Source organism: Burkholderia sp. L-4 (genome assembly GCF_056856535.1).
Window position 1 is genome coordinate 109837 of record NZ_JBXEOX010000001.1, and the last position, 21686, is coordinate 131522.

Consider the following 21686-nt stretch of genomic DNA (forward strand, 5'->3'; position numbering starts at 1 on the left):
CTCGAGGTCTGGGGATAAGCGCCGGAGGAATCGTCTTGAGTCCTGTGCGGCGGTGGCTCGTTCCACAGGCCGATGATGTGTGGAACCTCGGTGGACAAGGGTGAGAGCAACCGGCAGAAATGCTGTGAAGAGAAGGGGGCACAGCATGTCGTGTTCGCGCGGCCGCGCGGGCCACAGATATCGATCGGGTCATATTCCGCTTGCGGCGTTCTCGCCAGCCAGGTTTTTTGCACAGGTGCAGCGATGTACGGCAAACCGTGCTCGGGCTTTGCCTGAACAGGCTCGACACCTTGGATTCTCCCGTCCACGGCCCAAAAATCGACGAAATGCACAGACCCTACCATTCGGACGGCATTCGGGTGAAAAGCGAACCCGCTATAATTCGGCCCATACATTTCTCTGATAGGTTCGTGCGCAGCTCGGCGTGCGGAATCCACCATGCTTTTTCCCACAGAATTTGACGTCATCGTCGTCGGTGGCGGTCATGCCGGCACGGAAGCCGCGCTGGCGTCCGCCCGTATGGGCGCGAAGACGCTGCTGCTGACCCACAATATCGAAACGCTCGGGCAGATGAGCTGCAATCCGTCGATCGGCGGCATCGGCAAGGGCCATCTGGTCAAGGAAGTCGACGCGCTGGGTGGCGCAATGGCCGCCGCGACGGACGAGAGCGGTATTCAGTTCCGGATCCTCAATTCGTCGAAGGGCCCGGCCGTGCGCGCGACGCGTGCGCAGGCCGACCGCATCCTGTACAAGGCCGCGATCCGCCACCGGCTCGAGAACCAGCCGAACCTGTGGCTGTTCCAGCAGGCCGTCGACGACCTGATGGTCGAAGGCGATCGCGTGGTGGGCGCCGTCACGCAGATCGGTATCCGCTTCCGCTCGCGTGCGGTCGTGCTGACGGCCGGCACGTTCCTCGACGGCAAGATCCACGTCGGCCTGAACAACTACACGGGCGGCCGCGCCGGCGATCCGGCAGCCGTGTCGCTGTCGTCGCGCCTGAAGGAGCTGAAGCTGCCGCAGGGCCGGTTGAAGACCGGTACGCCCCCGCGTATCGACGGCCGGACGATCGACTTCTCGAAGCTCGACGAGCAGCCGGGCGACCTCGATCCGATTCCCGTGTTCTCGTTCCTGGGCCGCGCGGAGCAGCATCCGCAGCAGCTGCCGTGCTGGGTCACGCATACGAACGAACGCACGCACGACATCATTCGCGGCGGCCTCGACCGTTCGCCTATGTATACAGGTGTGATCGAAGGCGTCGGGCCGCGTTATTGCCCGTCGATCGAGGACAAGATCCACCGGTTCGCGTCGAAGGAATCGCACCAGATCTTTCTCGAGCCGGAAGGGCTGACGACCAACGAGTTCTACCCGAACGGGATCTCGACGAGCCTGCCGTTCGATGTCCAGCTCGAGCTCGTGCATTCGATGCGCGGCCTCGAGAACGCGCACATCCTGCGCCCGGGTTATGCGATCGAGTACGACTACTTCGACCCGCGCGCGCTGAAGGCGTCGCTCGAGACCAAGGCGATCAACGGGTTGTTCTTTGCGGGCCAGATCAACGGCACGACCGGCTATGAAGAGGCGGCCGCGCAGGGCTTGCTGGCCGGCCTCAATGCGGGTCGCTATGTGCAGGAGAAGGACGCGTGGTGCCCGCGCCGTGACCAGGCCTATCTGGGCGTGCTGGTCGACGATCTCGTGACGCGTGGCGTGGCCGAGCCGTACCGGATGTTCACGAGCCGTGCCGAGTATCGCCTGAGCCTGCGTGAAGACAATGCCGACATGCGCCTGACCGAGATCGGCCGCGAGCTGGGGCTCGTCGACGACGCGCGCTGGGACGCATTCAGCCGGAAGCGCGACGCTGTTTCACGTGAAACCGAACGCCTGAAGTCGACGTGGGTCACGCCGAAGACGCTGCCGCCGGAAGAGGCGACCGCGCTGCTCGGCAAGGCGATCGATCACGAATACAGCCTCGCCGAACTGCTGCGTCGTCCGGGCATCAGCTACGACGGCGTATGCGGGCTGAAGGGCGGTGAATGCGGTCCCGCGGAGCCGCTGACCGACGATCCGGTGCTGCTCGAGCAGATCAAGGAGCAGGTCGAGATTGGTATCAAGTATCAGGGCTATATCGAGCGCCAGGCATCCGAGATCGAACGCAACGACGCGAACGAGAACACGCGCTTGCCCGACGGTATCGATTACCGTGAAGTGCGCGGGCTGTCGTTCGAAGTGAGCCAGAAGCTCAACGAGTTCCGGCCGGAAACGATCGGGCAGGCATCGCGCATCTCGGGCGTCACGCCGGCGGCAATCTCGCTGCTGATGGTGCACCTGAAGCGTCGCGGGCTGGGCCGCCGGAATGGCACGGCCGCCGAGGCAACGGAGCAGGGGGACGGCGCCGTCCCGACGCAACAATGACGGCGCGTCGCGCGCCGGCGGTTAATCGGGACGTACTGGAACAGATGCTCGTCGAAGGCACGGCGGCGCTCGACCTCACGCTGACGGATGCTCAGCGCAACCAGTTGCTCGACTATGTCGCGCTGCTCGGCAAGTGGAACGCGGTCTACAACCTGACCGCGATCCGCGACCCGAAGCAGATGCTGATCCAGCACATCCTCGATTCGCTTTCGATCGTCCCGCATCTGCGCGGCCGTGCGTCGGCGCGTGTGCTCGACGTCGGTTCGGGCGGCGGGTTGCCCGGCATCGTGCTCGCGATCGTCGAGCCGGACTGGCAGGTCACGCTGAACGATATCGTGCAGAAGAAGTCTGCATTCCAGACGCAGATGCGCGCGGAACTGAAGCTCGCGAACCTGTCGGTCGTCACCGGGCGGGTCGAATCGCTGCAGCCGGGCGTCGAAGTGCCGGAAAAATTCGACATGATCGTATCCCGCGCTTTCGCGGATCTGTCCGACTTCGTTAAACTTGCTCGACATCTGGTTGCGCCGGGTGGATCGATCTGGGCAATGAAGGGCGTTCACCCGGATGACGAAATTGCGCGTTTGCCGGAAGGCAGCCGCGTGAAGCAGACGATCCGGCTGGCGGTGCCGATGCTCGATGCCGAGCGGCATCTGTTCGAAGTGGCCGTCGACGACGCGAATTGAAGGCGCGCGGTAGCGCGCCGTTTGTTTGAAGGTAAAGGGAACACACCAACGATGGCAAAGATCTTCTGCGTTGCGAACCAGAAGGGGGGCGTCGGCAAGACGACGACATCGGTCAATCTCGCCGCAAGCCTTGCAGCGCAGGAGCAACGAGTCCTGCTGATCGATCTCGACCCGCAGGGCAACGCGACGATGGGCAGCGGGATCGACAAGGCCGCCTGTGAGGCGACCGTGTACGAAGTGCTGGTCGATGGCGTGTCGGTCGCCGATGCGCGCATCCGCCCGGACGGCGTCACCTACGACGTTCTGCCCGCGAACCGCGAGCTGTCCGGTGCCGAGATCGAACTGATCAGCATCGACAACCGCGAGCGCCGGCTGAAAGCAGCGCTCGAACGCGTGGCCGACGACTACGATTTCGTGCTGATCGATTGCCCGCCGACGCTGTCGCTGCTGACGCTGAACGGGTTGTGCGCGGCACATGGCGTCGTGATCCCGATGCAGTGCGAGTACTTCGCGCTGGAAGGGTTGTCGGACCTCGTCAACACGATCAAGCAGGTTCACGCGAACATGAACCGCGACCTGAAGATCATCGGCTTGCTGCGTGTGATGTTCGATCCGCGCATCACGCTGCAGCAGCAAGTCTCCGATCAACTGAAAGCGCACTTTGGCGACAAGGTGTTCGACGCGGTGATTCCGCGCAACGTGCGCCTGGCGGAAGCGCCGAGTTACGGGTTGCCGGGCGTCGTGTTCGACCGCAGCTCGCGCGGTGCGCAGGCGTATCTCCAGTTCGGTGCCGAGATGATCGAACGCGTCCGCGCGTTCGAGGTGTCGTGATCCGGACATGAGCGAAGCGAGGAAGAAAGACATGAACGCGGTACCAAAGAAGAAGGGCTTGGGACGTGGCCTCGAAGCGCTGCTCGGCGGCAGCGCCGATATCACCGAAGCGGTGAAGATCGAAGGGGCGCCGAACACGCTCGCGCTCGGCAAGCTGCAGGCCGGCAAGTACCAGCCGCGGACGCGGATGGACGAGGGCAGCCTGCAGGAGCTCGCGGCCAGCATTCGCGCTCAGGGCGTGATGCAGCCGATCCTGGTACGGCCCATTTCACCAGACAAATACGAGATCATTGCAGGCGAGCGGCGGTTCCGCGCGGCGCGCCTGGCCGGTCTCGATGAAGTGCCGGTGCTCGTAAAGGACGTGTCCGATAAGGCTGCCGCCGCGATGGCGCTGATCGAGAACATCCAGCGCGAGGACCTGAACCCGCTTGAAGAAGCGCACGGTATCCAGCGCCTGCTCGACGAGTTCGGTTTCACGCACGAGCAGGCGGCCGAATCGGTCGGCCGTTCGCGCAGCGCGGTGTCGAACCTGCTGCGCCTGCTGAACCTCGCGTCGCCGGTGCAGACGATGCTGCTGGCCGGCGATCTCGACATGGGGCACGCGCGCGCGCTGCTCGCCGTCGATGCGGCCACGCAGATCACGCTCGCGCATCAGGTCGTCAACAAGCGCATGTCGGTGCGCGAAACCGAGAAGCTCGTCGCACATACGACGAAGGAAGCGCCGGCCGTGAAGGCGCGCGCGAAGGACGACGGCGGCCGCGATACGCGCCGTCTCGAAGAGGAGTTGTCCGACCTGCTCGCGTCGACGGTGAAGATCAAGCTCGGCCGCCGCGGGCGCGGGCAGGTGACGATCGACTTCGGCAACCTCGATGCGCTCGAGGGCATTCTCGCGCGGCTGCGCGGCAACGTCGCAACCGAAGAGTAAGGACAGCCAATGGAGAAGACGGGCGCACCGGCGCCGCGCCGGTGGCTCGGATGGCTTGCGCAGGAACCGGTACTGTCGGTGCTTGCACTCGGCCTGATCGTGCTGCAATGGGTGCGTCCGCAACCATTTTCGGTGCTTGCAGGTCGCGTCGACTGGCAGACGGTCGCGACGCTCGCGGGCCTGCTGATGCTGACCAAGGCACTCGAGCTGTCCGGTTGCCTGATGTGGCTCGCGCACCGCATCGTGCATCACGTGCATTCCGAACGCGGGCTCGCGATGCTGCTGGTCGGATTCGCCGCGGTACTGTCGATGTGGCTCACCAACGACGTCGCGCTGTTCGTCGTCGTGCCGTTGATGGTGTCGCTGCGTGCACTGACGCCGCTACCGTTCCGGCGGCTCGTGATCGTCGTCGCGCTGGCCGTCAACGCGGGGTCCGTCGCGACACCGCTCGGCAATCCCCAGAATCTTTTCCTGTGGCAATTGAGCGGCGTGTCGTTCGGCCGCTTCGTGGTTACGCTCGGGCCGCTGGCGCTTGCGTTGATGGCGTTGCTGCTCGTGCTGACCGCGTTCATGTTTCGCGCGAAGCCGCTCGATCTGTCCGGCGACGCCATCGCGTTACCGGTACAGCGCATGCACGCGCTGATCGCGGCAGTGCTGTTCGCTGCATTCGTACTGCTCGCCGATGCCCACCATCCGCTGCCGGGCCTCGTCGGCGTCGCCATCGTCCTGCTCGCCGTCAAACGCAACGCAGTCCTGAAGATCGACTGGCTGCTGCTGCTGATCTTCGTGCTGATGTTCGTCGTGCTGCGCAGCGCGGCCGCGCTGCCCGTCGTGCACGACACGATCGCGAATGCGCGGCTCGATTCGCCGCTGCGCGTCTATGCCGCGGGCGCCGTGCTGTCACAGGTGATCAGCAATGTGCCGGCGGCGATCCTGCTGTCGGAATTCACGCACGACTGGCGTGCGCTGGCGTTCGGCGTATCGGTCGGCGGTTTCGGTTTTGCCATCGGTTCGCTCGCGAACCTGATCGCGGTGCGTCTCGCGAAGGAGCCGCGCATGTGGCTGCCGTTTCATCTGGTGTCGATTCCGTTCGCGCTCGTGAGCGCGGCACTTGGCGCGTGGTTGCTCGTTCACGGTTGAGCAGGGCGGGTGCGCGGCACAGGTGTGCGATTCGAGGGGCGGGGAAGGGTGCGGTGTTCGCGGTGGTTATAGGCTGTTGATAAGTGCCGCAACCCACAGTCGAACACCTGTGGTGGCGCGACAACTGATTGGACGTATCGATGCGCGAGCGTCCGGTCGAATTTCACCCGTCGCGCACGACCGATCGGCCAGGGCGCTTCGCGTGTTCCGGGCCGTCGTGCCAAGTCATTCCGGGCGAGTGTTTCACCGCGCATTTCCCGCGGCGATCGTGCCGCTCCGCCCGGACCCGTACCGGGCATCGTTTCCCCGTCATTCCCCCTGCCGCCGGCGTTTTACGCGCAAGAAATACCGGTGCAAGAAATCGACCTTACAACTGTCATCGTACGTCGTCGAATCGGGTGTTTTTTCACATGATGAGGCGTCGTTTTATGCAGGTTTTTGTCGCGTCTAAAGCCTTGAATCACTTGCAACTATCGCTTACAATCGCCCGGATTTGTTAGCTAGGCACCCCTGAAAGCTTTCAGAAAGCTTGGGGTCGGGTTCAAGGACTTTGCGGAAGATTGCGATGGCGGGTCAGGCGCCGGACGACAGGCACGATGATCAGCGAACGCAACGCCCCGCTTCGGCGGCCGGTGAGTGGCGCGAATCCGACGACTGGGATGTCGAGCAGCAAGATAACAACATCGTTCCGCTTACACGGACGGAAGCCGAGAGGCTGTTCGGTCCGAACGTGAGCAAGCCCTCGCGCGTGACCCCCTACAAGGTGGTGTTCGCGCAAGTGGTCCTGTCCCTGGTTGCAACGCTGGCGTGGTGGCTGTTTTCGAAGTCGCCGGGCGCCGCTGCGCAATCCGCGTTTCTGGGCGGAGCGATTGGCTGGGTGCCAAGTGCGGTATTCGTGGCACGACTGAAGGCAGGTGGCTCGGCCACCGTGATGAGCTGGGTGATGGGCGAAGCCCTGAAGCTCGCTCTGACGATCGGGATGTTCACCGCAGTGGCGTTCGGCTGGGCCGGCGTGCACTGGGTGCCGTTCCTCGTCACGTACCTCGTCGTGCTGAAGACCTACTGGATCGCGCTGGCCTGGCGGTAAGGAACAAGCAGCGTGCGGTTTCGACAGCGAACCGCACCGGCCCGTTCCCGCAATAGCGTGTTGCGGAACAGGCAAAACGATTTTCGACAATTTGGGTGGCATTAACGATATGGCAGCTAGCGAAGGCACGCGCGGTCCGGATCCGTCCGAGTACATTGCGCACCACTTGCAGAATTTCTCCACCTCGCATCAGACGTCGATTTTCGACATCCACGTCTGGAATCTCGACACGCTGTTCTGGTCGATCGTGTGCGGCATCGTGACGATCGTCCTGCTGCGTCTGGCCGCCCGCAAGGCGACGTCGGGCGTGCCGGGCCGCTTCCAGTGCGCGATCGAGATGCTCGTCGAAATGGTCGAAGACCAGTCGAAGGCCATCGTCCACGGCAATCGTACCTTCATCGCTCCGCTCGCCCTCACGGTGTTCGTGTGGGTCGCGCTGATGAACTCCCTCGACTTCCTCCCGGTCGACCTGCCGGGCCGCGTGATCGGCCTGCTCGGTCTGTCGGACGTGATTTCCCACCATCGCATCGTCCCGACGGCCGACCTGAACGGCACGCTCGGCATCGCGCTCGGCGTGTTCGTCCTGATGATCTACTACAGCATCAAGATCAAGGGCGCGGGCGGCTTCGTGCACGAGCTGCTGTCGGCACCGTTCGGCGCACACCCGCTGCTGTGGATCCCGAACCTCGCGCTCAACATTGTCGAATATCTCGCGAAGACCGTTTCTCTCGGTATGCGGCTGTTCGGCAACATGTACGCGGGTGAGCTGTTGTTCCTGTTGATCGCCCTGCTCGGCAGCATGTGGAGCTTCGGTGGCGACGCAACGTTCCTCGGCTTCGTTGGTCATGTGATCGCGGGTAGCGTCTGGGCAATCTTCCACATCCTGATTGTTCTGTTGCAGGCATTCATTTTCATGATGCTGACGCTGGTGTATCTCGGCCAGGCGCACGACAAGCACTAAGCGCGGCGTGCAAGAAAGAGTCTTCGTTTTAGTTTTTTAAATCTCAGTTCCAAGTCTTTTCACAAAGGAGTGATCATGCAAGCTTACATCGCCAACATCCAGGGTCTGACCGCCATCGGTATCGGCATCATCATCGGCCTGGGTGCAATCGGCGCCTGTATCGGTATCGCGCTGATGGGTGGCAAGTACATCGAAGCCTGCGCGCGTCAGCCGGAACTCATCAACCCGCTGCAAACGAAGATGTTCCTGCTGGCTGGCCTGATCGACGCTGCATTCCTGATCGGCGTTGGTGTCGCAATGCTGTTCGCGTTCGCGAACCCGCTCCTGTCGAAGCTCGCAGGCTAAGGTTCCTCGGAAATATGCGTCCGGCGTGAGCCGGCGCAGGGCGGAACGGAGACTTGGGGCGCTGATCGAATGCAACTCGATGAGCGCCTTACCGTTTCATTTTTCCGGAATAGCAGATAAGGAAACACCGTGAATCTCAACGCAACTCTGTTTGCGCAAATGGTCGTGTTCCTGGTCCTCGCGTGGTTCACGATGAAATTCGTGTGGCCGCCGTTGATCAACGCCCTCGACGAACGTTCGAAGAAGATCGCCGACGGCCTCGCCGCCGCGGAGAAGGGCAAGGCGGAACTCGACGCAGCGCACAAGCGCGTGGACCAGGAACTCGCGCAGGCCCGCAACGACGGCCAGCAGCGCATCGCCGACGCCGAAAAGCGTGCCCAGGCGGTCGCCGAGGAAATCAAGGCCAACGCCCAGGCTGAAGCCGCCCGCATCGTCGCTCAGGCGAAGGCGGAAGCAGAACAGCAAATCGTGAAGGCGCGCGAAGCGCTGCGTGGCGAAGTCGCCGCGCTGGCCGTGAAGGGCGCCGAGCAGATCCTGAAGCGCGAAGTCGATCAAACGGCCCACGCCCAACTGCTGAATCAACTGAAAGCCGAGCTCTGATCATGGCCGAACTTGCAACCATCGCCCGCCCTTACGCAGAAGCGCTGTTCCGCGTGGCCGAGGGCGGTGACATCGCCGCCTGGTCCACGCTCGTGCAAGAGCTGGCCCAGGTTGCGCGTCTGCCGGAAGTGCTGTCGGTCGCGTCGAGCCCGAAGGTGACGCGCACGCAAGTAGCCGAGTTGCTGCTTGCTGCGGTGAAGTCGCCGCTCGCGGCCGGCGCCGAAGCGAAGAACTTCGTGCAGATGCTGGTCGACAATCATCGCATCGCGCTGCTGCCGGAAATTGCCGAGCAGTTCGAGGCGCTCAAGAACGAACGTGAAGGCGCAGCCGACGCCGAGATCGTGAGCGCGTTCCCGCTGAACGGCGCGGATCTCGACAGTCTCGTCTCGGGCCTCGAACGCAAGTTCAAGCGCAAGCTGAAACCGACGGTCGAAGTCGATTCGTCGCTGATCGGCGGCGTGCGCGTGACGGTCGGCGACGAAGTGCTCGACACCTCGGTTCGCGCGCGCCTCGCATCGATGCAGGCTGCCTTGACCGCCTGAGCGCCACGCCGGCACGCAACAGAATTGACTATCAGGAGCGAATAATGCAACTCAATCCCTCTGAGATCAGCGAGCTGATCAAGAGCCGGATCCAGGGCCTTGAAGCGAGCGCAGACGTTCGCAACCAGGGCACCGTGATCTCCGTGACCGACGGTATCGTGCGTATCCACGGCCTGTCGGACGTGATGCAGGGCGAAATGCTCGAGTTTCCGGGCAACACGTTCGGTCTCGCGCTGAACCTCGAGCGCGACTCGGTCGGCGCGGTGATTCTCGGCGAATACGAACACATCTCGGAAGGCGACGTCGTCAAGACGACGGGCCGCATTCTCGAAGTGCCGGTGGGTCCGGAACTCGTCGGCCGCGTGGTCGATGCGCTCGGCAACCCGATCGACGGCAAGGGCCCGGTCAACGCGAAGCTGACCGACGCGATCGAAAAGATCGCCCCGGGCGTGATCTGGCGCAAGTCGGTGTCGCAGCCGGTGCAGACGGGCATCAAGTCGATCGACGCGATGGTGCCGATCGGCCGTGGCCAGCGTGAGCTGATCATCGGCGACCGTCAGTGCGGCAAGACCGCGGTGGCGCTCGACGCGATCATCAACCAGAAGGGCAAGGACCTGATCTGTATCTACGTCGCGATCGGCCAGAAGGCTTCGTCGATCATGAACGTGGTTCGCAAGCTCGAAGAAACGGGCGCGATGGAATACACGATCGTCGTCGCCGCTTCGGCGTCGGATTCGGCCGCGATGCAGTACCTCGCACCGTACGCTGGCTGCACGATGGGCGAATACTTCCGCGACCGTGGCCAGGACGCGCTGATCATCTATGACGACTTGACCAAGCAAGCCTGGGCATACCGTCAGATCTCGCTGCTGCTGCGCCGCCCGCCGGGCCGTGAAGCGTACCCGGGCGACGTGTTCTATCTGCACTCGCGCCTGCTGGAGCGTGCCGCTCGCGTGTCGGAAGAGTACGTCGAGAAGTTCACGAACGGTGAAGTGAAGGGCAAGAGCGGTTCGCTGACGGCACTGCCGGTCATCGAAACGCAGGCGGGCGACGTGACCGCGTTCGTTCCGACGAACGTGATCTCGATCACCGACGGCCAGATCTTCCTGGAAACCGACCTGTTCAACGCAGGCATCCGCCCGGCAATCAACGCCGGCGTGTCGGTGTCGCGAGTCGGTGGCGCCGCTCAGACGAAGGTCGTGAAGAAGCTGTCGGGCGGTATCCGTACCGACCTCGCGCAGTACCGTGAACTGGCTGCATTCGCGCAGTTCGCATCGGACCTCGACGAAGCGACCCGCAAGCAGCTCGAGCGCGGCCGCCGCGTGACGGAACTGCTGAAGCAGCCGCAGTACCAGCCGCTGCAGGTCTGGGAACTGGCCGTGTCGCTGTACGCCGCGAACAACGGCTACCTCGACGATCTCGACGTCAAGCAAGTGCTGTCGTTCGAGAAGGGCCTGCGCGAAAACCTGAAGACCAGCCACGCTGACCTCATCAAGCGCATCGAAGACACCAAGGATCTCTCGAAGGACGACGAAGGCGCACTGCGCTCGGCGATCGAATCCTTCAAGAAGTCCGGTGCCTATTGATCCGCGAGTGACACATTGAGGCCGCGCGGGTGCTGATGCGCCCGCGCCGCTTCGGTGAGCGATGCATGAGCCCCGAGTAAAGCGCTAAAGCGCTAACCCGGGGCGCAAAGGAGCAAGCTATGGCTGGAATGAAGGAAATTCGCGGCAAGATCAAGAGCGTGCAGAACACGCGCAAGATCACGAAGGCGATGGAGATGGTGGCCGCATCGAAGATGCGCCGCGCGCAGGAACGCATGCGCGCCGCTCGTCCGTATGCGGACAAGGTCCGTGCCATCGCCGCGCACATGAGCCGTGCGAACCCGGAGTACCGCCACCCGTTCATGGTGGCAAACGACGGCGCGAAGACGGCCGGCATCATCCTCGTCACGACGGACAAGGGGTTGTGCGGCGGTTTGAACACCAACGTGCTGCGTGCGACGGTGCAGAAGTTCAAGGAGCTGGAAGAGAAGGGCCAGAAGGTCGAAGCCACCGCGATCGGCGGCAAGGGCCTCGGGTTCCTGAACCGCTTCGGCGCGAAGGTGATGTCGCAGGTCGTGCACCTCGGCGACACCCCGCATCTGGACAAGCTGATCGGCGCCGTGAAGACGCAGCTCGATCTGTATTCGGAAGGCAAGCTGTCGGCGGTTTATATCGCTTACACGCGCTTCGTCAACACGATGAAGCAGGAAGCCGTGATCGAGCAGCTGCTGCCGCTGTCGTCGGAACACTTCGAAGCCGATGACGGTACGCCGGCCACGTCGTGGGACTACATCTACGAGCCGGACGCGCAGGCAGTCGTCGACGAACTGCTCGTGCGTTACGTCGAGGCGCTGGTGTACCAGGCCGTCGCGGAAAACATGGCGTCCGAGCAATCGGCGCGCATGGTCGCGATGAAGGCCGCGTCCGACAACGCGAAGACGGTGATCAGCGAACTGCAGCTCGTATACAACAAGAGCCGTCAGGCCGCGATCACGAAAGAACTGTCGGAGATCGTCGGCGGCGCAGCCGCTGTTTAAGCGCGCGCCCGGGACGACAACTGCGCCTTTGCGCGAGTAAAGAATCAGGTATTTAAAGGAAAAGCGATGAGTACTGCTGCTTTGGTAGAAGGCAAGATCGTACAGTGCATCGGCGCCGTTATCGACGTGGAATTCCCGCGCGACAGCATGCCGAAGATCTACGACGCGCTTATTCTCGATGGCTCGGAACTGACGCTCGAAGTCCAGCAGCAGCTGGGCGACGGCGTGGTCCGTACCATCTGTCTGGGTGCTTCCGACGGCCTGCGCCGCGGCCTGACCGTGAAGAACACGGCAAAGCCGATCTCGGTGCCGGTCGGCAAGCCGACCCTCGGCCGGATCATGGACGTCCTCGGCCGTCCGATCGACGAAGCCGGCCCGATCGAAAGCGAACATACGCGTTCGATCCACCAGAAGGCTCCGGCGTTCGACGAACTGTCGCCGTCGACCGAACTGCTCGAAACGGGTATCAAGGTCATCGACCTGATCTGCCCGTTCGCCAAGGGCGGCAAGGTTGGCCTGTTCGGCGGTGCTGGCGTGGGCAAGACCGTCAACATGATGGAGCTCATCAACAACATCGCGAAGGAACACGGCGGTTACTCCGTGTTCGCGGGCGTGGGCGAGCGTACCCGTGAAGGGAACGACTTCTACCACGAAATGAAGGACTCGAACGTTCTCGACAAGGTCGCGCTGGTGTACGGCCAGATGAACGAGCCGCCGGGCAACCGTCTGCGCGTCGCGCTGACCGGCCTGACGATGGCCGAGCACTTCCGTGACGAAGGCCTCGACGTGCTGTTCTTCGTCGACAACATCTACCGTTTCACGCTGGCCGGTACCGAAGTGTCGGCACTGCTCGGCCGTATGCCGTCGGCAGTGGGCTATCAGCCGACGCTGGCTGAAGAAATGGGCAAGCTGCAAGAGCGCATCACGTCGACCAAGAAGGGCTCGATTACGTCGGTCCAGGCCGTGTACGTCCCTGCGGACGACTTGACCGACCCGTCGCCGGCGACGACCTTCGGCCACCTGGACGCAACCGTCGTTCTGTCGCGTGACATCGCTTCGCTGGGTATCTACCCGGCGGTCGACCCGCTCGACTCGACGTCGCGCCAGATCGACCCGAACGTGATCGGTGAAGAGCACTACTCGATCACCCGTCGCGTTCAGCAGACGCTGCAGCGCTACAAGGAACTGCGCGACATCATCGCGATTCTGGGCATGGACGAACTGTCGCCGGAAGACAAGCTGTCGGTCGCACGTGCACGTAAGATCCAGCGTTTCCTGTCGCAGCCGTTCCACGTTGCTGAAGTGTTCACGGGCTCGCCGGGCAAGTACGTGCCGCTGAAGGAAACGATCCGCGGCTTCAAGATGATCGTCGACGGCGAGTGCGACCACCTGCCGGAACAGGCGTTCTACATGGTCGGCACGATCGACGAAGCCTTCGAAAAGGCCAAGAAGATCCAGTAAGGGTCGGGTGTAACGCAGCGGGCGCCGTTGAGGTCGTTGATTCTCCTGTACCCCCGGGGACAGGAGACACGGCGCCCACGTAATACGCTCAACCAGGAGTCGATATGGCAACCATCAAAGTAGACGTCGTCAGCGCGGAAGAGCAGATCTTCTCGGGCGAGGCGAAATTCGTCGCGCTGCCGGGCGAAACGGGTGAGCTGGGCATTCTGCCGGGTCACACGCCGCTGATCACGCGGATTCGTCCGGGTGCGGTGCGCATCGAAGTCGAGGGCGGCAACGACGAATTCGTGTTCGTCGCGGGCGGCATTCTCGAAGTGCAGCCGGGCGCCGTGACGGTGCTCGCCGATACCGCGATCCGCGGCAAGGACCTCGACGCGGCGAAAGCCGAGGAAGCGCGCAAGCGTGCCGAGGAAACGCTGCAGAACGCGAAGTCGGATCTCGACCTCGCGAAGGCGCAATCCGAGCTCGCGACCGCGATGGCGCAGCTCGAAGCGATCCAGCGTCTGGCGAAGATCCGCAGCCGGCACTAAGCCGCGCCGCGTATCCCGCGAAAGAAAGCAGCCTTCGGGCTGCTTTTTTTTCGTCTGCGGATTGCGGGCCAGATCATTCCGTCCGGTCGTGCTATTTCATCCGTCCGCCGCGAATTGATGTCAGAGTGTCGTCAGCGGAGCGCGGCATCATCCGCAGTGAGGCTGTCCGTCGCGATCGAGGCGATGGAGGCGGGCGCGGCAGGCGCGCGCGGGCCGATCAGATCAAAAGACGGAGACATTCATGGCAGCAGACCTTGGCGTGGGCGCGCTGATCGCGCCCGAGAACGGCTTGTCGTACGTGCGTGGCGCGACCGACGTGCCGCTGTCCGAAGCGACGATCGGCCGGTTCCTGCGCGACACCGCCGGCCGCTTTCCCGACCGTCCGGCCGTCGTGTTCCGCGAGCAGCAGGTGCGCTGGACCTGGCGCGAGTTCGCGAACGAGGTCGACGTGCTCGCGGCGGGGCTGGCCGCGCTCGGTATCGTGAAGGGCGACCGCGTCGGCATCTGGTCGCCGAACCGCAGCGAATGGCTGCTCACGCAGTTCGCGACCGCGCGCATCGGTGCGGTGCTCGTCAACCTGAATCCGGCCTACCGGCTCGCCGAGCTCGAATACGCGCTGAACAAGGTCGGCTGCAAGGCCGTGATCACGGCCGAGCGCTTCAAGTCGTCGGCCTACGTCGAGATGCTGCAGGCCATCGCGCCGGAGCTCGCGACCACGACGCCGGGCGACCTGCACGCGGCACGCGTGCCGAGCCTGCGCACGGTCGTGTCGATGGGCGACGTCGCGCCGGCCGGCATGTTCCGCTTCGCGGACGTGATGACACGCGGCCGCCAGGCCGTCGATCCGGCATTGCTCGATGCAATCGGCGCGACGCTCACGGCCAACGAACCGATCAACATCCAGTTCACGAGCGGCACGACCGGCAGCCCGAAGGGCGCGACGCTCACGCACCGCAACGTCGTCAACAACGGGCGCTCGATCGCGACCGCGATGCGCTTCACCGAGCACGACACGCTGTGCATCCCGGTGCCGCTCTATCACTGCTTCGGGATGGTGCTGGCCGTGCTCGCGTGCGTGTCGAAAGGCGCGGCGATGGTGTTCCCCGGCGAGGCGTTCGATCCGGTTGCGACGCTCGCGGCCGTGGCCGGCGAGCGCTGCACCGCGCTGCACGGCGTGCCGACGATGTTCATCGCCGAGCTCGATCATCCGGCGTTCTCGACCTTCGATCTTTCGACGCTGCGCACCGGGATCATGGCCGGCTCGCCGTGCCCGATCGAGACGATGAAACGCGTCGTGTCGCAGATGCACCTGTCGGAGATCACGATCGCGTACGGGATGACGGAGACGAGCCCCGTATCGTTCCAGAGTTCGACCGACGATCCGCTCGAGAAGCGCACGACGACGGTCGGCCGCATCCAGCCGCACCTGGAAGTGAAGATCGTCGATGCGAGCGGCGACATCGTGCCGGTCGGCGCGACGGGCGAGCTCTGCACGAAGGGCTATTCGGTGATGCTCGGCTACTGGGACGACGACGCGAAGACGCGCGAGGTGCTGGTCGACGGCTGGATGCACACGGGCGACCTCGCGACGCTCGATGCGGACGGCTACTGCAATATCGTCGGCCGCCTGAAGGACATGGTGATTCGCGGCGGCGAGAACGTCTATCCGCGCGAGATCGAGGAGTTCCTGTTTCGGCATCCGAAGATCCAGAGCGCGCAGGTGTTCGGCGTGCCGGATGCGAAGTACGGCGAGGAGCTGTGCGCGTGGATCGTGCTGCGCGCGGACGAGCAGATGACGGAGGACGACGTGCGTGCGTTCTGCAGCGGGCAGATCGCGCACTACAAGATTCCGCGCTACATCCGCTTCGTCGACGAGCTGCCGATGACGGTGACGGGCAAGGTGCAGAAGTTCGTGATGCGCGACCGGATGATCGAGGAGCTGAAGCTCGACGTGCAGAAGACCGCTTGATGCGGGACGGCGCGGGAAAAATGCGGGAAAAGACGTGGCGGCCTGCGGGCCGTTACGTTTTCGATGGACGAAAAAAAGCGGGCTTATTAGCCCGCTAAAAACCACACGCTACGGGGTTAGCGCGAGGAGACCAAAGATGAAACCGAATCCGGCGGGGGGCCGGAAACGACTCCAACAGGGATGCCCCTCGGAAGGGCTTCGGTACGTGACCGACTGGCTCGCAGCGCTTCGCGTCCGCTCACACTTGGCACACGAGACCGCATCCGTGTTGAAACCGTTGAGGCCATTGTGGGCGAATTAATGACCCGTCGCGGTAACAAAGTGTTTCAGGTTGTAACGCCCGCCAGATAAGGCTTCCCGGGATTTTTTGCTGTTTTCGGGGTCCTGAAAAAGGTCATTTTTACCCATATTTTCCGCTGCGTTTTCAGCCGATGCGCACGATGCGTTTTTCATGCGTATCGGGCGCGATGAATGGCCGATTTTCACGTCAGAAAGTGCGCGGCATGATCGATACCGCGGATGACGATTCATTCGTCAGAAAGATTTTGAAACGTGATCGGAATGCGCGGAAGTCGGCCGATCGGCCGATTCGGGTGGTTTCGCGCCGATTGTCGGGTCGGGCGACGCGAGGGCAATGTGTAACGGCGGCAGGTTCGCCGCCGCCATGCCGCGCATTCGGCAGGCGGCGGCCACGGGGTCGATGCCCGTTATCGGCCGCCGCGGACGGGCTTCTTACTTCAGCCACTTGTCCGAAATCGCCTGGTATTCGCCGGTCGACAGCGCGAGATGCAGCCACTGGTCGACGTATTGCTGGAACACGACGTCACCGCGCGGCACCATGTACGCCTTCTCGCCGAACTGGAACGGCTTGTCCGGATGCACCGAGCACAGCCCCGGATTCAGCTTTTGCTGCAACTGCGTCTCGGACGCATCCGTCACCATCACGTCGGCCTTGCCCGCGAGGATCTGCTTGAAGATCGTCACGTTGTCCGGATAGACGGTCAGGTTCGCATGTGTGAAGAACTGTTTCGCGAACCGCTCGTTGGTACCGCCCGGATTCACGATCACACGCGTCTCGGGCCGGTCGATCTGCGCGACGGTCTGGTACTTGTCGGCGTCCGCGCAGCGCACGATCGGCGTCTTGCCGTCGACGACGTACGGCTGCGTGAAGAACACGCGCTTCTGGCGCTCGAGCGTCGTCGACACACCGCCCACCGCGATGTCGCATTTCGCGACGAAATCGGCGGTCAGGTTCGGCCAGCTCGTCTTCACGAAGTCGGTCTTCACGCCGAGCGATTTCGCGAGCGATTCGGCCATGTCGATGTCGATGCCCTCGAAACGGCCGTCCGCGCGGTAGTACGAATACGGCTTGTAGTCGCCCGTCGTGCACACACGCAGCGTGCCGCGCGCGAGCACGTCGTCGAGCCGCGCACCGGCACCGGGCGCGGCGGTGGTGCCGGTGGTGGTCTGCGCGTGCGCGGCGGCGCAGCAGAGCAGCGCGGCCGCGGCGAGCGTGGCGAATGTCTTCATCGGTCTCCTCCTTCATTCGATATGAGCGTCCGATCATAACGGAGCCATCGCGCGCGTCATATGGCCGCCATCGCGTCGGCATGCGCAGCGTGAGGGCGGCTGTCCGGTAAAATGCCGCTTTGCCTTCGCATCGTCGCTCCTACCGTGGCCCATAACCTGCTCAACGACACCTTCCTGCGTGCGCTTCTGCGCGAGCCGACCGACTACACGCCGATCTGGCTGATGCGCCAGGCCGGCCGCTACCTGCCCGAATACAACGCGACGCGTGCGCGCGCCGGCAGCTTCCTCGGCCTCGCGAAGAATCCCGACTACGCGACCGAGGTGACGCTGCAGCCGCTCGAGCGTTTCCCGCTCGACGCCGCGATCCTGTTCTCGGACATCCTGACGATTCCCGACGCGATGGGGCTCGGTCTCGACTTCCAGGTCGGCGAAGGGCCGAAGTTCGCGCATCCGGTGCGCACCGAGGCCGACGTCGCGAAGCTCGCGGTGCCGGACATCGAGGAGACGCTCGGTTATGTGACGGGCGCCGTGCGCGAGATCCGCCGCGCGCTCACCGACGGCCAGGGCCGCCAGCGCGTGCCACTGATCGGCTTCTCGGGCAGCCCGTGGACACTCGCGTGCTACATGGTCGAAGGCGGCGGATCGGACGATTTCCGCACGGTGAAGTCGATGGCGTATTCGCGCCCCGACCTGATGCACCGGATCCTCGACGTGAATGCGCAGGCGGTGGCCGCGTACCTGAACGCGCAGATCGAAGCGGGCGCGCAGGCCGTGATGATCTTCGATACGTGGGGCGGCGCGCTGGCCGACGGCGCATACCAGCGCTTCTCGCTCGACTACATCCGCCGCGTGGTGAGCCAGCTCAAGCGCGAGCACGACGGCGAGCGCGTGCCGGTGATCACGTTCACGAAGGGCGGCGGGCTGTGGCTCGAGGAGATCGCGGCGACCGGCGTCGATGCGGTCGGGCTCGACTGGACGGTCAACCTCGGCGCCGCGCGCAAGCGCGTCGCGGGGCGTGTCGCGCTGCAGGGCAACCTCGATCCGACGATCCTGTTTGCGCCGCCGGCCGCGGTGCGCGAACAGGCGCGCGCGGTGCTCGACAGCTACGGCAACCATCCGGGCCATGTGTTCAACCTCGGCCACGGCATCTCGCAATTCACGTCGCCCGATCACGTCGCCGAACTCGTCGACGAAGTACACAACCACAGCCGCGCGATCCGTAGCCGAGCCGCTGGCTGAACGCAAGCGTTGTCATGCTGCACTGCGGGATGACAGCGTTTCGCTGTCGGGACTAAACAGGGCGCAACCCCGCTCCCGCTGCCGATCCGGTGCTTGTCAAGACTTGACTTATACACATTTTCCACGTTGCAGCGCGGTAGAGCCCTGTATCGGTCAATTTGTCTCGCTATTGTTCGGTAATTTGAATAGCAGCCTTATGGAATAAGGCTCCGCGGGGCGGCGCCCCGCGCGGCGAAAAACAGCGGAAAGCACGGCCCCGCGCGCGTTGCGGCCATTCGGGGGCGAGTTCTCAACAAAGTTATCCACAGGACTGGGCAGGGTATACGGCGATTCCTAATGCGAATCCAAAACTTAGCGCGGAATCTGAAGTTTTACTTTAAGTTCGCTGCCGCGATGCGGACGCGGATGCAAGCCGCCTGTCCTTCGCGTGCCGCTGCCGGTGGGGCGCCGCAATGAGCGGCACCTACCTGCGCGTCGCGCTCGACCATCCGCTCGCGACCCTGTTCGACTACCGCTGCGACGCGCAGCCGGCACCCGTGCCCGGCACGCTCGTGCAGGTGCCGTTCGGCAAGCGGCAGGCCGTCGGGCTCGTTTGCGAAGTGACGACTCACACCGATGTGCCGCCGTCACGGCTGCGCGCGGTCGACGCGATCTGCGCCGACCTGCCCCCGCTGTCGGCGGACTGGCTCGCCCTGGTGTCGTTCGCCGCCGACTACTATCAGCGCGGGCGCGGCGAGGTTGCGCTGCCGGCGCTGCCGCAGGCGCTGCGCGACGCCGGGCGCTGGGGGCGGCTGCTCGCGCCCGAAGTGCGCTACCAGCCGACCGAAGCCGGCCGCGCGGCGTTGCCCGATGCATTGCCCGCGCGCGGCGCCGCGCTGCGGCGGCTTGCACAGGCGCTCGTCGATACCGGTTCGTTGACGCTGCCCGACGCGCGGGCGCTGCATCCGAAGGCGGCCGCGACGCTCGACGACTGGGCCGCGCGCGGCTGGGTCGACGTGGAGGAGATCGGCTGGGCCGATGCGCCTGTGCCCAAAGCTGTGGATAACCTGTCGACAACCGGTGGACGAACCGTGCCGCCGGCACTGACCGACCAGCAGGCCGAGGCGCTCGACGCGATCCGCGCGGCAGCGGGCTTCGCGCCGTTCCTGCTGCACGGCGTGACGGGCAGCGGCAAGACCGAGGTCTATCTGCATGCGCTCGCGTCGCTGCTCGATGCACGGCCGGACGCGCAGGCGCTCGTGCTCGTGCCCGAAATCAACCTGACGCCGCAATTCGAGGCCGCGTTTCGCGCGCGCTTCGCGGGGGCGCTCGCCGACGACGCGATCGTCACGCTGCACAGCGGGCTCGCCGAGGGCGAGCGGGCGCGCAACTGGCTGGCCGCCCACACGGGCCGCGCGCGGATCGTGCTCGGCACGCGCCTGGCGGTGCTGGCGTCGATGCCGACGCTCGCGCTGATCGTCGTCGACGAGGAGCACGAGCCGGCGTACAAGCAGCAGGAAGGGCTGCGCTATTCGGCGCGCGATCTCGCCGTGTGGCGCGCCAAGCAGCTCGGCATCACGGTCGTGCTCGGCTCGGCCACGCCGTCGCTCGAAAGCTGGTGGCAGGCCGAGCAGGGGCGCTATACGAAGCTCACGCTGTCGCGCCGCGCGGTGGCCGACGCGACGCTGCCGACCGTGCGGCTGATCGATCTCGAAGAGGAGCGGCGGCGCGGCCGCGCGTCGATGGGCGGGCTGTCGGGGCCGCTCGTCGCGGCGCTGAAGGCGCGGCTCGAACGCGGCGAGCAGAGCCTCGTGTTCCTGAACCGGCGCGGTTACGCGCCGCAGCTCGCGTGCGACGCATGCGGCTGGGTCGCCGGTTGTCCGCGCTGCAGCGCGTACGTCGTCCTGCACAAGCCCGAGCATGCGCTGCGCTGCCATCACTGCGGCTGGGAGGCGCGCATTCCTCGGTCGTGTCCCGAGTGCGGGAACGTCGACATCGCGCCGCTCGGGCGCGGCACGCAGCGTATCGAGGAGGCGCTCGCCGAGGCCGTGCCGGGCGCGCGGGTGCTGCGGATCGACGCGGACAGCACACGCCGCAAGGGCAGCGCGCAGGCGCTGTTCTCCGACGTGCATGCGGGCGAGGTCGACATCCTGGTCGGCACGCAGATGATCGCGAAGGGGCACGACTTTCAGCGCGTGTCGCTCGTCGGCGTGCTTAATGCCGACACCGCGCTGTTTTCGCACGATTTCCGGGCGAGCGAACGGCTGTTCGCGCAGTTGATGCAGGTGAGCGGCCGCGCGGGGCGGGCCGGGCTGCCGGGCGAGGTGATGGTGCAGACGCGTTACCCGCGTCATGCGCTGTATCACGCGCTCGGGCGGCAGGATTACGTCGGCTTCGCGAATTCGACGCTCGGCGAGCGCCGCGACGCGCACCTGCCGCCGTTCGTCTACCAGGCGCTGCTGCGCGCCGAAGGGCGCACGCTCGACGCGGCGCTCGCGTTCCTGCTTCAGGCCGCGGCCGCATTGCCGGGGCTGCCGGGCGCCGATCGCGTGACCGTGTACGACGCGGTGCCGATGACGATCGTCAAGGTCGCGAACGTCCATCGCGCGCAGTTGCTGCTCGAAAGCGCATCGCGGGCGGCGCTGCAGCATGCGCTGCGCGCGTGGCAGCCGGCACTGCGGGCGCTGAAGGGCGTGCTGCGGTGGAGCGTCGAAGTCGACCCGCTGGATATCTGAGCGGCGCGCTGCCGTATGAAGAAGCCCGGCCCGCCGGGCGTCACCCGCCTGCCTCTCGTCGCGCGTCCGAACCGGGCGTCGCATCGTTTCTCCCACCCAGTGCAACCCGTTTTCGGCCGCTTCCACGCGCGTCGACGGT

Annotated in this window: 19 protein-coding genes; 17 read left to right on the forward strand and 2 right to left on the reverse strand. The window is 64.6% G+C overall.

Translation table 11 applies throughout. The annotated features are described in order from the left end of the window. Positions 1-438: 438 nt before the first annotated feature. From mnmG to AC1VVG_RS00600, 15 genes are all read left to right on the forward strand, one after another. Positions 439-2409, forward strand: a complete 1971-nt coding sequence (gene mnmG, locus AC1VVG_RS00530; protein WP_034188177.1) for a tRNA uridine-5-carboxymethylaminomethyl(34) synthesis enzyme MnmG — start codon at positions 439-441, stop codon at positions 2407-2409. Then, positions 2406-3092, forward strand: a complete 687-nt coding sequence (gene rsmG / locus AC1VVG_RS00535; RefSeq protein WP_034188176.1) for a 16S rRNA (guanine(527)-N(7))-methyltransferase RsmG — start codon at positions 2406-2408, stop codon at positions 3090-3092. The genes mnmG and rsmG overlap by 4 nt, the downstream gene beginning before the upstream one ends. A 51-nt stretch (positions 3093-3143) precedes the next feature. Further along, complete coding sequence (locus tag AC1VVG_RS00540) at positions 3144-3923, forward strand: ParA family protein (RefSeq protein WP_059559486.1); 780 nt, start codon at positions 3144-3146, stop codon at positions 3921-3923. A 31-nt stretch (positions 3924-3954) separates the two neighbouring features. Continuing rightward, the gene (locus tag AC1VVG_RS00545) at positions 3955-4848 is read left to right on the forward strand and encodes a ParB/RepB/Spo0J family partition protein (protein ID WP_482835100.1); all 894 of its coding nucleotides are present in this window, start codon (positions 3955-3957) and stop codon (positions 4846-4848) included. 9 nt (positions 4849-4857) lie between these two features. Then, the gene (locus tag AC1VVG_RS00550; RefSeq protein WP_049030887.1) at positions 4858-5988 is read left to right on the forward strand and encodes an SLC13 family permease; all 1131 of its coding nucleotides are present in this window, start codon (positions 4858-4860) and stop codon (positions 5986-5988) included. A gap of 565 nt (positions 5989-6553) precedes the next feature. After that, positions 6554-7075: an ATP synthase subunit I gene (locus AC1VVG_RS00555; protein ID WP_034188173.1), complete on the forward strand. Its 522-nt coding sequence runs from the start codon at positions 6554-6556 to the stop codon at positions 7073-7075. 109 nt (positions 7076-7184) lie between these two features. After that, complete coding sequence (atpB, locus tag AC1VVG_RS00560; RefSeq protein WP_012492242.1) at positions 7185-8036, forward strand: F0F1 ATP synthase subunit A; 852 nt, start codon at positions 7185-7187, stop codon at positions 8034-8036. A 75-nt stretch (positions 8037-8111) separates the two neighbouring features. After that, positions 8112-8381, forward strand: coding sequence for a F0F1 ATP synthase subunit C (gene atpE, locus AC1VVG_RS00565; protein WP_006482730.1), 270 nt, complete (start codon positions 8112-8114; stop codon positions 8379-8381). Positions 8382-8510: 129 nt separating this feature from the next. Next, positions 8511-8981 (forward strand): F0F1 ATP synthase subunit B, encoded by a 471-nt coding sequence (locus AC1VVG_RS00570; RefSeq protein WP_006477283.1) that lies wholly within the window; start codon positions 8511-8513, stop codon positions 8979-8981. 2 nt (positions 8982-8983) lie between these two features. Further along, entirely contained in the window at positions 8984-9523 is a 540-nt protein-coding gene (locus tag AC1VVG_RS00575; protein ID WP_034188172.1) for a F0F1 ATP synthase subunit delta, read from the forward strand. A 44-nt stretch (positions 9524-9567) separates the two neighbouring features. Next, positions 9568-11109 carry a F0F1 ATP synthase subunit alpha gene (gene atpA, locus AC1VVG_RS00580; protein WP_034188171.1) on the forward strand — a complete coding sequence of 514 codons (1542 nt, stop codon included), beginning with the start codon at positions 9568-9570 and terminating at the stop codon, positions 11107-11109. Between the two features lie 119 nt (positions 11110-11228). Then, complete coding sequence (gene atpG / locus AC1VVG_RS00585; protein WP_034188170.1) at positions 11229-12104, forward strand: F0F1 ATP synthase subunit gamma; 876 nt, start codon at positions 11229-11231, stop codon at positions 12102-12104. Between the two features lie 66 nt (positions 12105-12170). Further along, positions 12171-13565 carry a F0F1 ATP synthase subunit beta gene (gene atpD, locus AC1VVG_RS00590; RefSeq protein ID WP_034188169.1) on the forward strand — a complete coding sequence of 465 codons (1395 nt, stop codon included), beginning with the start codon at positions 12171-12173 and terminating at the stop codon, positions 13563-13565. A 104-nt stretch (positions 13566-13669) separates the two neighbouring features. Next, positions 13670-14095, forward strand: coding sequence for a F0F1 ATP synthase subunit epsilon (locus AC1VVG_RS00595; protein ID WP_006477288.1), 426 nt, complete (start codon positions 13670-13672; stop codon positions 14093-14095). A gap of 241 nt (positions 14096-14336) precedes the next feature. After that, positions 14337-16064 (forward strand): AMP-binding protein, encoded by a 1728-nt coding sequence (locus AC1VVG_RS00600; RefSeq protein WP_049030888.1) that lies wholly within the window; start codon positions 14337-14339, stop codon positions 16062-16064. A 297-nt stretch (positions 16065-16361) separates the two neighbouring features. On the opposite strand, the gene AC1VVG_RS00605 is transcribed toward AC1VVG_RS00600, so the two are convergent. Then, positions 16362-16517, reverse strand: coding sequence for a hypothetical protein (locus AC1VVG_RS00605; protein ID WP_167361860.1), 156 nt, complete (start codon positions 16515-16517; stop codon positions 16362-16364). A gap of 279 nt (positions 16518-16796) precedes the next feature. Further along, positions 16797-17594, reverse strand: coding sequence for a transporter substrate-binding domain-containing protein (locus AC1VVG_RS00610; protein ID WP_175027855.1), 798 nt, complete (start codon positions 17592-17594; stop codon positions 16797-16799). 144 nt (positions 17595-17738) lie between these two features. Here AC1VVG_RS00610 and hemE point away from each other — a divergent pair, with 144 nt between their 5' ends. Next, positions 17739-18833, forward strand: a complete 1095-nt coding sequence (hemE, locus tag AC1VVG_RS00615) for a uroporphyrinogen decarboxylase (protein WP_482835102.1) — start codon at positions 17739-17741, stop codon at positions 18831-18833. Between the two features lie 452 nt (positions 18834-19285). Continuing rightward, positions 19286-21547 carry a primosomal protein N' gene (locus tag AC1VVG_RS00620; protein WP_124608620.1) on the forward strand — a complete coding sequence of 754 codons (2262 nt, stop codon included), beginning with the start codon at positions 19286-19288 and terminating at the stop codon, positions 21545-21547. The last annotated feature ends 139 nt before the right edge of the window (positions 21548-21686 follow it).

What these genes read in the sequence shown, in the direction of transcription:
- mnmG (WP_034188177.1), top strand. Translation starts at nt 439, where the DNA reads ATGCTTTTTCCCACAGAATTTGACGTCATCGTCGTCGGTGGCGGTCAT.
- rsmG (WP_034188176.1), top strand. Translation starts at nt 2,406, where the DNA reads ATGACGGCGCGTCGCGCGCCGGCGGTTAATCGGGACGTACTGGAACAG.
- AC1VVG_RS00540 (WP_059559486.1), top strand. Translation starts at nt 3,144, where the DNA reads ATGGCAAAGATCTTCTGCGTTGCGAACCAGAAGGGGGGCGTCGGCAAG.
- AC1VVG_RS00545 (WP_482835100.1), top strand. Translation starts at nt 3,955, where the DNA reads ATGAACGCGGTACCAAAGAAGAAGGGCTTGGGACGTGGCCTCGAAGCG.
- AC1VVG_RS00550 (WP_049030887.1), top strand. Translation starts at nt 4,858, where the DNA reads ATGGAGAAGACGGGCGCACCGGCGCCGCGCCGGTGGCTCGGATGGCTT.
- AC1VVG_RS00555 (WP_034188173.1), top strand. Translation starts at nt 6,554, where the DNA reads ATGGCGGGTCAGGCGCCGGACGACAGGCACGATGATCAGCGAACGCAA.
- atpB (WP_012492242.1), top strand. Translation starts at nt 7,185, where the DNA reads ATGGCAGCTAGCGAAGGCACGCGCGGTCCGGATCCGTCCGAGTACATT.
- atpE (WP_006482730.1), top strand. Translation starts at nt 8,112, where the DNA reads ATGCAAGCTTACATCGCCAACATCCAGGGTCTGACCGCCATCGGTATC.
- AC1VVG_RS00575 (WP_034188172.1), top strand. Translation starts at nt 8,984, where the DNA reads ATGGCCGAACTTGCAACCATCGCCCGCCCTTACGCAGAAGCGCTGTTC.
- atpA (WP_034188171.1), top strand. Translation starts at nt 9,568, where the DNA reads ATGCAACTCAATCCCTCTGAGATCAGCGAGCTGATCAAGAGCCGGATC.
- atpG (WP_034188170.1), top strand. Translation starts at nt 11,229, where the DNA reads ATGGCTGGAATGAAGGAAATTCGCGGCAAGATCAAGAGCGTGCAGAAC.
- atpD (WP_034188169.1), top strand. Translation starts at nt 12,171, where the DNA reads ATGAGTACTGCTGCTTTGGTAGAAGGCAAGATCGTACAGTGCATCGGC.
- AC1VVG_RS00595 (WP_006477288.1), top strand. Translation starts at nt 13,670, where the DNA reads ATGGCAACCATCAAAGTAGACGTCGTCAGCGCGGAAGAGCAGATCTTC.
- AC1VVG_RS00600 (WP_049030888.1), top strand. Translation starts at nt 14,337, where the DNA reads ATGGCAGCAGACCTTGGCGTGGGCGCGCTGATCGCGCCCGAGAACGGC.
- AC1VVG_RS00605 (WP_167361860.1), bottom strand. Translation starts at nt 16,517, where the DNA reads ATGAAAAACGCATCGTGCGCATCGGCTGAAAACGCAGCGGAAAATATG.
- AC1VVG_RS00610 (WP_175027855.1), bottom strand. Translation starts at nt 17,594, where the DNA reads ATGAAGACATTCGCCACGCTCGCCGCGGCCGCGCTGCTCTGCTGCGCC.
- AC1VVG_RS00620 (WP_124608620.1), top strand. Translation starts at nt 19,286, where the DNA reads ATGAGCGGCACCTACCTGCGCGTCGCGCTCGACCATCCGCTCGCGACC.